This is a genomic window from uncultured Mucilaginibacter sp. (assembly GCF_903913935.1).
In the GTDB taxonomy this organism is placed as follows: domain Bacteria; phylum Bacteroidota; class Bacteroidia; order Sphingobacteriales; family Sphingobacteriaceae; genus Mucilaginibacter.
In genome coordinates this window covers 1-13,009 of sequence record NZ_CAIWNH010000055.1, presented here as the reverse complement: position 1 = coordinate 13,009, position 13,009 = coordinate 1, and the positions used below count along the sequence as shown (strand labels likewise).

Annotated in this window: 19 protein-coding genes; all 19 read left to right on the top strand. The window is 46.4% G+C overall.

From position 1 onward, the window contains the following. On the top strand, positions 1 to 216 hold a 216-nt coding region (locus QZY09_RS02410; RefSeq protein WP_295667660.1), incomplete at its 5' end, for an RteC domain-containing protein. 111 nt (positions 217 to 327) lie between these two features. After that, positions 328 to 606, top strand: coding sequence for a hypothetical protein (locus QZY09_RS02405; protein WP_295667658.1), 279 nt, complete (start codon positions 328 to 330; stop codon positions 604 to 606). Positions 607 to 813: 207 nt separating this feature from the next. After that, entirely contained in the window at positions 814 to 1,089 is a 276-nt protein-coding gene (locus QZY09_RS02400) for a hypothetical protein (protein WP_295667656.1), read from the top strand. Positions 1,090 to 1,102: 13 nt separating this feature from the next. Further along, positions 1,103 to 2,014 carry a CHC2 zinc finger domain-containing protein gene (locus QZY09_RS02395; protein ID WP_295667654.1) on the top strand — a complete coding sequence of 304 codons (912 nt, stop codon included), beginning with the start codon at positions 1,103 to 1,105 and terminating at the stop codon, positions 2,012 to 2,014. 195 nt (positions 2,015 to 2,209) lie between these two features. Then, positions 2,210 to 2,623 carry a plasmid mobilization relaxosome protein MobC gene (gene mobC, locus QZY09_RS02390; protein WP_295667652.1) on the top strand — a complete coding sequence of 138 codons (414 nt, stop codon included), beginning with the start codon at positions 2,210 to 2,212 and terminating at the stop codon, positions 2,621 to 2,623. A gap of 29 nt (positions 2,624 to 2,652) precedes the next feature. Beyond that, entirely contained in the window at positions 2,653 to 3,018 is a 366-nt protein-coding gene (locus QZY09_RS02385; RefSeq protein ID WP_295667650.1) for a hypothetical protein, read from the top strand. Between the two features lie 195 nt (positions 3,019 to 3,213). Further along, positions 3,214 to 4,548 carry a relaxase/mobilization nuclease domain-containing protein gene (locus QZY09_RS02380; protein WP_295667648.1) on the top strand — a complete coding sequence of 445 codons (1,335 nt, stop codon included), beginning with the start codon at positions 3,214 to 3,216 and terminating at the stop codon, positions 4,546 to 4,548. A gap of 13 nt (positions 4,549 to 4,561) precedes the next feature. Then, entirely contained in the window at positions 4,562 to 5,194 is a 633-nt protein-coding gene (locus QZY09_RS02375) for a ParA family protein (protein WP_295667646.1), read from the top strand. Further along, positions 5,187 to 5,525, top strand: a complete 339-nt coding sequence (locus QZY09_RS02370; RefSeq protein ID WP_295667644.1) for a hypothetical protein — start codon at positions 5,187 to 5,189, stop codon at positions 5,523 to 5,525. The genes QZY09_RS02375 and QZY09_RS02370 overlap by 8 nt, the downstream gene beginning before the upstream one ends. After that, positions 5,522 to 5,824 (top strand): hypothetical protein, encoded by a 303-nt coding sequence (locus tag QZY09_RS02365; protein ID WP_295667642.1) that lies wholly within the window; start codon positions 5,522 to 5,524, stop codon positions 5,822 to 5,824. The genes QZY09_RS02370 and QZY09_RS02365 overlap by 4 nt, the downstream gene beginning before the upstream one ends. 1 nt (position 5,825) lies before the next feature. Then, the gene (locus tag QZY09_RS02360; RefSeq protein ID WP_295667640.1) at positions 5,826 to 6,122 is read left to right on the top strand and encodes a DUF4134 domain-containing protein; all 297 of its coding nucleotides are present in this window, start codon (positions 5,826 to 5,828) and stop codon (positions 6,120 to 6,122) included. Between the two features lie 92 nt (positions 6,123 to 6,214). Next, a complete protein-coding gene (locus QZY09_RS02355; protein ID WP_295667638.1) occupies positions 6,215 to 6,523 on the top strand; it encodes a DUF4134 domain-containing protein in 309 nt (102 codons plus the stop codon). Continuing rightward, positions 6,523 to 6,831: a plasmid transfer protein gene (locus tag QZY09_RS02350; RefSeq protein WP_295667636.1), complete on the top strand. Its 309-nt coding sequence runs from the start codon at positions 6,523 to 6,525 to the stop codon at positions 6,829 to 6,831. Before QZY09_RS02355 ends, QZY09_RS02350 begins: the two co-directional genes overlap by 1 nt. Continuing rightward, complete coding sequence (locus QZY09_RS02345; RefSeq protein ID WP_295667634.1) at positions 6,809 to 9,253, top strand: TraG family conjugative transposon ATPase; 2,445 nt, start codon at positions 6,809 to 6,811, stop codon at positions 9,251 to 9,253. Before QZY09_RS02350 ends, QZY09_RS02345 begins: the two co-directional genes overlap by 23 nt. Before the next feature lie 28 nt (positions 9,254 to 9,281). Then, positions 9,282 to 9,950, top strand: a complete 669-nt coding sequence (locus tag QZY09_RS02340) for a hypothetical protein (RefSeq protein ID WP_295667632.1) — start codon at positions 9,282 to 9,284, stop codon at positions 9,948 to 9,950. After that, entirely contained in the window at positions 9,947 to 10,606 is a 660-nt protein-coding gene (locus QZY09_RS02335; RefSeq protein WP_295667630.1) for a hypothetical protein, read from the top strand. The genes QZY09_RS02340 and QZY09_RS02335 overlap by 4 nt, the downstream gene beginning before the upstream one ends. Further along, the gene (locus tag QZY09_RS02330; protein ID WP_295667628.1) at positions 10,606 to 11,271 is read left to right on the top strand and encodes a hypothetical protein; all 666 of its coding nucleotides are present in this window, start codon (positions 10,606 to 10,608) and stop codon (positions 11,269 to 11,271) included. The genes QZY09_RS02335 and QZY09_RS02330 overlap by 1 nt, the downstream gene beginning before the upstream one ends. Before the next feature lie 4 nt (positions 11,272 to 11,275). Next, the gene (locus tag QZY09_RS02325) at positions 11,276 to 12,055 is read left to right on the top strand and encodes a hypothetical protein (protein ID WP_295667626.1); all 780 of its coding nucleotides are present in this window, start codon (positions 11,276 to 11,278) and stop codon (positions 12,053 to 12,055) included. Positions 12,056 to 12,057: 2 nt separating this feature from the next. Continuing rightward, positions 12,058 to 13,009 (top strand): plasmid transfer protein (locus QZY09_RS02320; RefSeq protein WP_295667624.1); only part of this gene is annotated, 952 nt, incomplete at its 3' end.

Below are 13,009 nucleotides of genomic sequence, written 5' to 3'. Positions count from 1 at the left end.
GATATCGCAGATATCATAGATTGGTTAGAAAAGAGCCTACAGATTAACCTTGGCCGTTATTATCAATGCTTCTCCGAGATCAAGAACCGTAAATCCATCAGCAAAACCCACTTCCTTGATCATATGCTGACCATGTTATCACAGCACATTGAAGAAGGCGATGCTTTTAAACCCAGAAAACCAAAGAACGTATCCGGTTCAAAATCAAAGCAATAAAATTAAATCTTTCCTGATACGGTACTGACTACTGAAAAAAGAATTTGCAGACACGTCACATTTGTCCCGTCATCCTGAAGCAATGCAGTTGCAGGATTAATGACCGTTCAGATGAAGCTGAAGGAATTTTCCCAATTGCTTAATGAAGCTGTTTTTGAAGGCACGCAGAAGACGCTTGTAAAATGCGGCATTTTGTCTGACAACTGCACGAAGGCAGAAGCCTACCGGTTTTTCGGCCGGAGCGATGTAGACAGGTGGATTGCCGAAGGGCTGATCACGCCGGCCATAAGAAATGGCAAGGTCTCAAAAAAATGTATTGACAGAATTAAACTGGAACAGGTAGCTGCTTCCAGTAACAGAATAACCTATCTGCCTGTAGCAGAAAGGTGAGGTATGCCTTTGTGCCTACCTGAAAGCTCTTTGACATCCGGGGATGAAGCATTAACCTGCTAACAACAGGAAATCATGCGAAGGTGAGCGTAAAACCGCAAGATACCGAAAGCGCATGGGCAGACGACGGTCCGTATCGTAGGATATGAGGTGAGTAATCCCGAAAATATAGTAAAGGGGAGGCAATATATTGTCTCCCCTTTTTTTATGGACAACGACATATCCCCCCACAATTTTACGCGCCTGTTCAATTGCGGTGCCGAACTCGGCGCAATCGAAGCGCTGATCAAAACCGGACACTTACGCTCTTACCTGAAAAAATCAGAAGCTTTCCGCTTATTCGGGCGCAAACATGTCGAGAACTGGATCGACCAGGGCCTGATCACACCACGCAAAGATGGCGATCATTCCGCTGCCTGGCGTATCGACCGGCTCGAAATTGAAGCGGTCGCCAAGGCGATAGACTTGCTGCGCTATCTATAAAACACGATTCATTATGCAAACATTAAATTTAAATGCAAAAGACATCAAGGAGCAGGTTTCGCTCGTTGACTTGCTAACCTCATTGGGACACGAACCCGCCAAACGCGCCGGAAGGGAACTGATTTACATCAGTGTGCTGCGCGACTCCGATACGAAACCATCGTTTTCCGTAAACAAGGAACTAAACGTATGGTATGATCATGGTACTGCCAAAGGCGGCAACATTATCGATTTTGCGATGGCCTACTGGAAACTGACGTTTATCGAAGCGCTGAAAAAGATTGCAACAGTTTCAAGGCAGGAATTCTCAGCTATCCCAACCGAAAAAAGGATTAGAAAACACGCCACTAAATTACCTCATTATTGTGTCGAGAACGTGATGCCATTAGGCTGCAACCCGGCTATTACCGAATATATAACAAGCCGTGGCATTTGGGAAGTGGCAAAAGATCATTTACAGGAAGTTTATTATTACGTCCAAGATGAACAAAAGAACCGCAAGCAATTTTTCGCTGCCGGCTGGCAGAACGAATTGGGCTCCTGGGAAGTCAGAAACCTTTATTTCAAAGGCTGCCTCGGCCATAAGGCCATAACATTTATCAGCCGTGACGAAACAAAGGTCGCCGTGTTTGAAGGCTACTTTAATTACCTCAGTTGGCTAACTGAAAGCCCTTTTTCTTCAGACAGCATCCTGGTATTAAATTCAGCTACGTTGCTCGAATCGGCAATCCGTAAGGCCAAAGACTTTTTAGAGATCAGCGTTTTCTTCGACCAGGATTATACCGGACGGTTAGCCTGCGCCGATTTTATTAGGGCATTGCCCCGGGCGATTGACCAGTCTGCCAGTTATAAGGATTTCAATGACTACAACGAGATGCTGGTTCGAAAAACAAAAAAGACTCGCACGGTTAGTAGAGGCACATAAATGCCGAAAATATCCAGAGATAATGTATCGTGCTACCAGGATACATTTTGGTTTTTCTACCGGCAAGATGTCTTCTTGTCCGACAAAAACTCCTTCGTCGTTTTCGCCAGCCAATCAGAATCTTGCCTTCAACTTTCGCTCCGTGCCTCCGCTCAAGATGAAGGGGTATCGAATACTCGCAACTCGTATTCTCTTATGAACGCTTACCAGAAATTAAAAGGCAGGCCGCAATTAACGGAGGGGAAACGGACGAAGAAGATCGATGTCCGGTTTACCGAAGATGAATATAAGATCGTCCTTGCATTGGAGCAGGAATTAGGTATTACCAAAACCGAATTGATCAGGCAAAGGCTATTGCAGGACGGCAAAGCTATCGTTATCAATGCTAAAGAATTAATTGCCAGGCTGGATGCCATCGGCGCTGAACTCGGCCGTTCCGGCAATAACATCAATCAGCTTGCCCGCTATGCCAACATCCTGCAAAAAAAGGATGTCCTATCCCCGGTGGTTGCAGACCATTTTAAACAGCTTTTTGAGCAGTATAACCTGCAGCAAAACGAACTGACTATCGCCTTACGCCAAATTATCCGGCAAATGGCCGCTAAATGATAACTAATCACCCTTTATAATTAAATATCATGGAAACACAGAGAACCATTACTATTTTTTCCGGGCCGGTAACGGCTGTTGTCATTGTTTTGCTGCTGGCAGGCAATATTTTCTTTTACCTACGGTCAGGCACAGGGGGGAAGCCTGACGATACATCATCGATGCCCTTGCCGAAATATGATGAGCAATCAGCAGCAATTTCACCGCCATCCTTTAACACGGATGACCGGGCCATTTTTGAATTTACGAAAGATACCGTATTGGTTTTGGCCCCCGCGCACCCAATCAATGCGAACCCGGCATGGAATATCTTATATAAAGACAAGTACGGGATTTATCAGAATGAGGATGTGCCGGAAGATATGCTGGATAAAATTGAGCAGGATACAAAATAGCAGGATATATTATATCCCGATATATTATAGCCCGATACACAGATACAAGATACCAGGATATAATATATCCCGATACATTATATCCCGACACACAGATACAAAATATCGCGATACAAAATCTCCTGATACAGCCATCCATTGTATCCCGGTACAAAATAGCCGGATAGTTTATCTCCAGATACAAAATAGCTGCCCATGATTGTAAGGATACTTTCTTCCTCCGCTTCGTTCAGCGGCGTAACCTACAATATGACCAAGGTAGACCGCGATAAAGGCGAACTGATGACCGTAGCTAATTTCGGCGCACTGCAAGGCCTGCAAAATTTACGCCCGGAAGATTATAAAAACTATTTAAAATCCATTTCGGCCAACAATAAAGCGGTCAAAAAACCGCAGTTCCATGTGGCCATTTCCGCTGAAGGTAAAAGTTATGACAAACATGCACTGACCGAAATAGCCATCCAATGGCTGGAAAAAATGGGTTACGGAGAGCAGCCATATTTGCTCATTTACCACAAGGACACCGGTAATAATCATATACATGCTGTGTCAACCAGGATTGATAAACAAGGGAAAAAGATCAATAGCGGCTTTGAAAATATCCGCGCTGTCCACAACCTGAATGTGGTTTTGGGAATTGATGAAAAACACAATGCGGCGTTAGATATTGCAAAAGCCCTGACTTATAATTTCTCTACAAAAGCGCAATTTTTTATGATACTGGAAAACCAGGGATATCTGCTAAGGGAGCAGGATGGTATGATACAACTCATCAAATTCGGTAAGCAACAAGGCGAATTTGAAAGAAGCAAAATTGAAGAACGATTAAAAAATTCAGTTTACCATCCAGGGCGGAAAGCGCAAATTAAGGCCCAGTTTCATAAATATGCCGCGCTGCACGATACAGGTTTAATGCCTGCCTTTATTACTTCGCCCGGCAGCTACAAGCAAAAAACAGGCGCCTATACCTCGGAATTTGCTGAATACCTGAAAAACAAATTAGGACTGGCTTTAATATTCCACGCGAAGGACGGCAAACTCCCATACGGTTATTCCGTGATCGATCATTCCGGGAAAGCGGTTTATAAAGGGGGCGAGATTATGCCATTAGTGGAATTGTTGAATACTAAAGCACAACGCGGGGATTTCGACAATGACATAAACCAGCCGGACATTCCGGAAAACCGCCGGGATTTAGACAGTGAAACAACTGCTTATTATAAAGCCATACTGGAAGCAGCGATTAATAATTACCCTGACCTGATTCAAGGGTTGCACCATTTGGGTTTAAACCTCAATGAAAGGGGCGGCCATCTCTTCCTGGAAGACCAGGCCAGTCAAACATTTATCCAGGTGGATGAACTGCTGGACGAACCGGCGCTGAATGAATTATACCGGCAATACTACCAAAGCGAGGAGATTACTGAAGAAATCAGCCGCCAGTATATAGCTATACCCGCACCCTATATAGCACCCGACATCGACGACGAGGCTACTCACGGACGCAAGCGCAGACGAAAGAAAACTTAGCAAATTAAAATATATGATCATTCTTATCGGAAACCAGAAAGGCGGGGCTGGAAAGAGCACGCTTACGCTTTTACTGGCCAATTATTTATCACTGGTAAAAAAACACAAGGTCACGGTGATCGACCTGGACTACCAGCAATCCATAGCGCAGAAATATGAAAAAGCCAAAGTGCTGGAAAACGAGGAACCCTACGAGGTGATTGCGGCAGGGTTAGAGGATTTCCCGGATATGAAGGAAGTATTCACGCAAAATAAGAAACAACTTTTTTTATTGGATTTGCCCGGCAAACTGGATGACGACGGTTTGATACCGGTATTCCAATCCGCAGGCCTGGTGATCTGCCCTTTCGCTTATGACGAGCTTAGTTTTGAATCGACCATTTTATTCGCGGTGGTGCTGAAAAAGATCAACCCCGATGTGCCGCTTGTTTTTGTGCCCAACCGCGTTAAAGCCAATGTCAAATACGAAACGCAAAGCGATGTCGACGAACAGCTGAAAAAATTCGGCGTTATCTCTCCGGTAATTGCTGACCGCATCGATCTCCAGCGGATCAGCACCTTTGAAACGCCACTGTCCATTTTCCCGGTAGTCCGCCCGGTACTGGAGTGCATTTACAATAACCATATCCATCAAAAAAATGAGTGAGATCAAATCGCTGGCCGATCAGCTGCGCAGCAAAATCGCTAAGCCCGACACACCGGCAGCAACGGAAGCCCCTGCGGAAAAGAAAAAAGAAAAAAAAACAGCGTTCGTATCCCCGGTGATTGAATTGCTAAGGGCATACGACCTGGCGGATCATAAAAACATGTTGCACGTCCGGTTTGAAACCCAGACCGCGCAAATGCTCCATCACCTCAAAATGGCGACGGGTATAGAGGTGAACAAAGTCGTGGGTTATGCCGTCAATCAATTTCTGGAACAGCACCCGGAATTAAAAACAATCATTAAACAACATCTTCAAAAACTGGAATTATGAACTGGATACATTTTTTACTATGGGTCGCCGGTATTTACTGCCTGTATTACCTGGTGATCATTCTACTGGATTTAACGGGCAGCCAAAAGGCAGGCTCCCTAAAACCAGCCACTAACGAACTGACCTTTTCCGAAAGTATAATGCCGCATGAAGCGGAAAAGCTATTGGAAAATGATCACCCTAAAAGTGCCGTAAAAGCTCCGTCCGAAATGATTGCCTCGGGCGGTGTTTTGCTGAAGGATGTTTTCATCCTGGCAAGAAAGGAGGTAATCGACATAACCAGACAAGTAAGTTTCTAATATGAAAAAATACATCGGACTGATCGCATTGCTGTTATTGGTAATTACGGTTTGTGATGCGCAGCCGGGCCTGGATGAAATGCAGCAGGCACAACAGTCGCTGACATCATCCTTTTTTTCGGCACTGGACTGCAGCCTCGTGATCGCCGCCATCTTCGGCATTTTGGGTGCCGTCCGGATTTTCCATAACTGGCAAATGGGACATCCCCGTATCGACCAGGCCGTAGCCGGATGGTTTTTCGCCGCTTTATTTATGATACTGGCAGGTGCTTTTTTACAAGCCCTTTTCGGTATCTGACCCATCGAAATTTAATACCCCAAATAACCCGGAAGCGGTTAGCGAAAGCGGCCGCTTTCTTTTTTACCAACAATTTAATACCCCTATTTCTAATGAACAAATTGAAACGTGTGTGGGCGACAGCAGTGGTGCTGGCCCTGGGTTCGGCTTCGGCCTTTGCCCAAAGCGGTGTAACCGGATTGAACACTGCAACCTCGACCCTGAAAACCTATGTGGATCCTGCCAGTAACATCGCCCTGGTGATCGGCGGTATCGTCGGCATCGTCGGCGCGATCCGGGTTTACTCCAAGTGGAATTCCGGTGATCAGGACATTAATAAAGAATTAATGGGCTGGGGAGGAAGTTGCGTATTCCTGGTCGTATCCGCACTGATTGTTAAAGCTTTCTTCGGCTTAACCTAATGGCTAAACGATTTGCTGTTTATAATGGGCTTCAAAAGCCCCTTATTTTTAAAGGCTTCCAGGGAAAATTCATTTACTGGGGCGTAGGCATCCTGCTTGGCGGGTTGGTACTCGGCGCGCTAACTATGTCGCTGGTCAATATGTGGCTTGGTGCGTTAGTGCTGGCGGGCAGTATCACAGGCGGCCTTTTATACCTGGCAGGCAAACAGAAAAAAGGCCTCCATGCCAAATCCCGCTCCCGCGAAATCTTAATTCATCCCTCCAACCTCAAAAAGATCCATTTATATGGCCCCAAAATCCGAATTTAAATTGCCTTATGCCGGCATTGCAGCCGATGGCGGTTATGACCTGCTGTTTGGCCTGAACGGTGATTTTTCGGTGGTCATTTCACTGAAGAACCCGGTAGAACAATATGCCGCGTCGCCGGAAGCATACGATGATTACCATAACCTGCTGATCAATATAGTAAAACTCCTGGGCGATGGTTACTTACTCCAAAAGCAGGATATTTTCAGCCGTTCGGTTTACCCGCTGAAGCAGGCCGGGGAGTATCTGCAAAACAAATATAACGAACATTTCAACGGCCGCGTTTATACGGAAGTCAGAACTTATTTGACTATTACCCGCCAGGTCAGAAAAGGCGCTTTTTATGTTTATGATCAAAAGGCCCTGCGCGATTTCCGCCAATCGGTCGCCAAAGTGCTGGACGTACTGGAGGCCGCGAAAACAGGCCCTGTGCTGTTAAACGAAAAACAACTTAACAAACTGGTCATGCAATGCCTGGGCATGAATTTCAGCAGCGGCCCGATCTCGCTGGAAAACGTGGCGCCAGGCGATACCGAGTTGCAAATGGGTGAACGATCTGTAAGGAGTATCAGCCTGGTAAATATTGACAGTATCGACCTGCCTTCCGAGGTCGGTACGCATATCGAATGGAACGAAAAAGATACGTTAAAGGGCTTCCCGGTCGACTTTTTATCCTTCCTGTTAAAAGTACCCGGCTGTGAAAGTATCCTTTATAACCAGGTGATCGAAATACCCGACCAAACCGCCACCTTGCGGAAACTGGAACTGAAAAAGAAACGGCATTCCGGTATTCCTGACCCGGCGAACCTCATCTGTGTGGAGGATATTGACCAACTCTTAACCGACGTGGCAAGGGAGAACCAGTTGCTGGTTAACTGCCACTTTAACATTTTAGTGGCGGCACCAAAGGACGGTATACAGAAAACGGCCAATTTTATTGAGAGCTCCTTGTTCGGCCTCGGTGTAATCGCCAGTAAGAATGCCTATAACCAGCTGGAACTTTTCCGAAGCGCCCTACCAGGCAATGCGGTTGAGCTGAAGAAATACGACTGGTTTCTAACCACCTGTGATGCGGCATTATGTTTCTTCTTCAAGGAATCAATGCCGAAAGACGAGCCATCGGACTTTTTGGTGCGATTTACCGACCGGCAGGGCATACCGACGGCCATTGACCCCGCTGACCTGCCGATGCGGACAGGTCGTATCAATAACCGGAATAAGTTTGTATTGGGGCCCAGCGGTTCAGGCAAAAGCTTTTTTATGAACGCGTTGATCGAACAGTATTGCCTTTACAACATGGATATGGTCATTGTCGATACCGGGCATTCCTATTCCGGGCTTTGCGCTTACTACGGCGGTAAGTATATCACCTATACCGATCAAAAGCCCATTACCATGAACCCTTTTGCCATAAAGGCGGAGGAATATAATATTGAGAAGAAGGATTTCCTGGTTACCCTGATCTGCCTGCTTTGGAAAGGCGCGGAAGGAAACATCAGCCAGGTCGAAAGGGATGTGATCTCCCATACCATCAGCGCCTACTTTAATGAGCAGTTTGCCGGGAATAATCCGGTTATGGATTTCAATTCATTTTACGAATTCACGCTGATAAAAATTCCGCAGATCAAAGCGGAAGAACAAATTCCCTTCGACCATGATGAGTTCCGGTATGTACTGAAGAAGTTTTATAAAGGCGGCGAATTTGCATCTATTCTAAATGAGCAGGCTGACGAATCGCTCTTCGGCGAACGATTTATTGTGTTTGAAATCGACAGTATAAAAGAGCACAAGGTGCTGTTCCCTATTGTCACGCTCATCATCATGGATGTATTCATCCAGAAAATGCGTTACCGGCAGGACAGGCGCAAATGCCTCGTGGTGGAGGAAGCGTGGAAGGCCATAGCAAGCCCGCTCATGGCCGGTTATCTTTTGTATTTGTATAAAACCGTGCGAAAATTTTGGGGTGAGGCCATCGTCGTTACGCAGGAGTTAGGCGACATTATCGGTAACGCAGTCGTAAAGGATAGTATCGTCAACAACTCTGATACGATCTGTTTGCTCGACCAAACCAAATTCAAGGACAACTACCGGGAAATTGCCGCGCTGCTATCGATAAGCGAAATCGAACGCCGGAAAATATTTACCATCAACCAGCTTAGCAATAAGGAAAACCGTGGCCGCTTCAAAGAAGTCTATATCCGCCGCGGTTCGACTGGCGAAGTTTATGGCGTGGAGGTATCCCTGCATCAATATTTGGCTTATACCACGGAAAAGCCGGAGAAGTCCGCAGTTGAAATTTACGCCACGTCGTTTGGCTCGTATGCTAAAGGACTGGATGCTTTTGTGGCGCATCTCGGTAGCAGCCGCGTGTCGCTTGGCGAATTTGTCAGCAGCGTCAATAAAGCGGGTAAACCGTTATCATAATTTCTATTAACCTTTTAAATCTCAAACCATGAACAAGTTTATCCTATTTTTCCTGCCGCTGCTTTTCGGATTCCGGCAATTGAAAGCGCAGGAACTGGTTGTCGACCCGGCCACTTCCGCCGCGATAGCGGTAAATGCCGGGGTGATCAACAGCCAGATGAATACCACGAATAATAACCTCAGCCTGATTTCCAAGGGGCAGCTTGCCGTTACCGGGCAGCTTACCATTATCAATAAACTGCAAAGCGATATTTATAACGGGCTGAGCCAGGTCGCCTCGATCATCAGCAACCTCGAAAGCATCAAGGACATCGGCGAATGCGGCAGCGATATCATTACCGATACCGAACAAGCGTTGTCCTATGCAAAATCTGATCCGGTGTTGTTGTTATTCGCCGAACAGGGCGCGAGGGATTTTGAAACCCGGTCAGTGACCCTCGCCGCAGATGTGAGCGCATTTGTGCTGAAAGGCGGCGGCTCGAACCTTATGGATTCGGGCGAACGGGGCAAGCTGCTCAATCATATCGCTTCGGAAATGCGCATCCTGCGCGGTATCGCTTACGGGATGCAGAGGGCGATGTACTGGGCAAAAATGAACGGAATTTTCCGCTCCCTGAACCCCTGGGCCACCTGGCAGAACGAGGACGTAAGGATAGCCAACGATGTGTTAAACAATGCGAAATATCTCAAACAATGAAAAATCTGCTCACCCTTTTAGCCTTATGCTTTTCGCTTTCAGCTTTTTCACAGCAAAGCACGATAGATATTGTCGGGATGCACCAATTGATCGATGAATCCAAATCGGAAAACAGCCAGCAGGTCAAAGCGAAAAACCAGCAGGCTGTCAACACTGTTAATGAACAGGCTAACCTGACTTTGCTGGATAAAATGAAAAATATGTACCGCACGTTGCAACAACGCTACAATACGCTGGGCACCGCGATCAGTGTGGCCGATATTGGTTTATACGGCGAGCCGATGGTCAGGCAGATCATCAATTACCAGGGACAAATTGTTGCTTTGGTGGAGAAAAACCCGGCAGTTGCTTTTTTGGGTTACCAGACGGAGATCGAATTCGCGGAAAAAGCGGAAGGTTTAATAGGTTATGTAGCCGGGCTGACATTATCTATCGGCGATGTCAACCAGATGAAGGCATCTGACCGCAAATTGCTATTCGATTATGTGATCCAGCAATTGAGCCAGATCCAGGAGCTTTCCGGCAATATGCTCAACCTGTTGCAATACTCCAATTTAGCGTCTGTCCTTAAAGCCCTGAACCCCTTCCAATCCTGGGTAGATATGGATAAAAGTATGATCAACAATATTCTCAACAACGCCAAATACCTTAAATAATGAAATACTTTCTTTTTGTCTTGTGCTTTTGGCTTTCTGCCGCAAAAGCGCAGGTATACGTTTTTGATCCTCAGCATTTCGGGGCGGTTGTCGGCAATGGTGCCGTGCGCAGCACTGCTGAAGAAACCCACAACCAATATCTCGGTAAGATCAACAACGATATCGACAATGTAAATGCCAATGTCAGTTCGGTTGTACTGGCTCAAACCATCATTTATAATGGGCTTGCCAATGTGAATTCTGCACTGAAAGACGGGTTGGCCGTAAAAAATATGGCCGTCGTGATCGATGATATGATCAGCTATCTCAATCAATGCCTGGCACTGGCGAAGACGCAGCCCTATCTGCTGCTGTTCGCGCAAAACATTGAACAGGAAATGCAGCAAAGGGCTATAGCACTGGTCAGCGACGTTTCGGGCTATGTCTTAAAGAGCGGCAGTAATGTGCTGGCCGATTATAACAGCCGCGACCAGCTGCTGCGCAAGGTCACGCAGCAATTGCAGATCATGGACAGTCTTGCCTATGGTGCCTGGCGTGCCATGTATTGGGCGAAAGAGCGCGGCATCATTGCTTCTTTAAATCCCTATGCGGCCTGGATCAATAAGGATGTCAACCTTTCGAATCAAATTATTTTTAACGCCAAATACTTAAAATCAAACCCCTAATCTCATGAAAAAATTATTATTTCTTTTCGCCTTCAGCTTTGTGCTTTCAGCTTCTTACGCCCAGGAAGAAGTATATGATAAAGCCATGGTACACCAGGAACAGCGTATGGTTTACTTGCAATGGAACCAGAATCAATTTGATCCTAAAGCAGGCTTTCTTAGCTTGAACCCATATTACTGGCTGGTATGGGGATTCTTCGATCCCAATTATCATAAAACGGACCTCCGGCCATTGAGCGCCACCGGACCGCAAACTCAGCGCCTGGCTTTAGTTGGGGCACAGAATTCTATTGACAATAAATATAAGTTGCAATCCGATACCGCAAGGAATACCGCACTTTCACAGATAGCCAGCCAGTCCGGTTTACTATCCGATGCAGACCCCTTGTGGCTGTTGTATTATAATCAGCAATTCCAGCCATTGATTAACTATTCGGCGGCAACATTATTGGCCCCGCTTTCGCCGCAGGTCAGTACCAAACTGGTGTCCGAAGGAACTTACGGCTGGTACACCAATGAACTGGGCATGTTGAAACAGCGACTGAACGGTGCCCGCAGTACTGACATGGACAGGGGTTCAAGGATTATGTCTTATTACCGGATGCTGAATGAATATCGCCGGCTCGCCGGTGTATGGAGTATCCGCATTGCAGCCGCCCAAAAGGATTTACAAATGGCCTCACAGCAGCAGACGCTAAAGACCGGCACGGTAACGCCCGGAAACTGGACGCCGCAGACGGATGTAAAGATCGCTAACCAGGTGCTGCTGCACGCAAACTATTAGCTATGAAAAAGAAACTCTTATTACTGTCCCTGCTTTTGGTCTTCCTGGGCAAGGCGGGGTTTTGCCAAACCGCTATCGATACGGCCAGTTACAAAAAATCACTCGAATTCCTTCAGGGCGACGGTGTTTACGAAAATGGGATGATGACTTTCCTCGGCGGATTAAAACAGTCAATATGGGCGCATTTCGGCTTGTTTATCACAGATGCGCAAGCGCTGGCCGCCATTTTTATGATCATCTTTTTTGCCATTAAATCTTACGAGATGATGGCAGGAGATAAGAAAATGGAGATTATGCCGCTGCTCCGGCCATTCGGTTTAGCAATGGTTATCATCTGGTGGGGCGCGTTTGTTAAGGTAGTTGCCTTCCCGACAGATTTGGTGCAAACGCAGACCGACCAGATGTATGAAAGTGAGCAGGCCAACGTTGACGGATTACGCTTCCAAAGGGCAAATCTTATGCTGGCCGTGGCCAACTCATTGATCACTTACCAGGCACAAACGGAGGTTGCTGAAAAGGAAAGCGATACCTGGTACGGGCAGGCCTGGGATTCGGTGACCAGCACCATCAAGCAAGGTATTTCGGATGTAGTGTCGCCATTGCTTGAACTGAAAAACCGGCTGACGGTCGGGATGCAGTTACTGTTCACGCAATTGCTGGAACTATTGGGGATATGGATATTAAGAATAGCAGTTTATATTATATTTATGATACAAATTATATATTCTTCTATCCTTATTATCCTCGGGCCATTTTCAGTCGCGGCAAGTATTTTGCCGGCTTTCCGGGATAGTTTCAGCACCTGGATAGCCCGCTTCGTATCGGTTAACCTTTATTCAGGTATTGGTTATCTCATTATGTATTTATGTGCGTTGATGCAGGAATATGCCATGCAATCGGAGATCAGCCGTTACCAGGTTTTGGTTGGGCAGAATGGTACCAGTGCAGATTTGG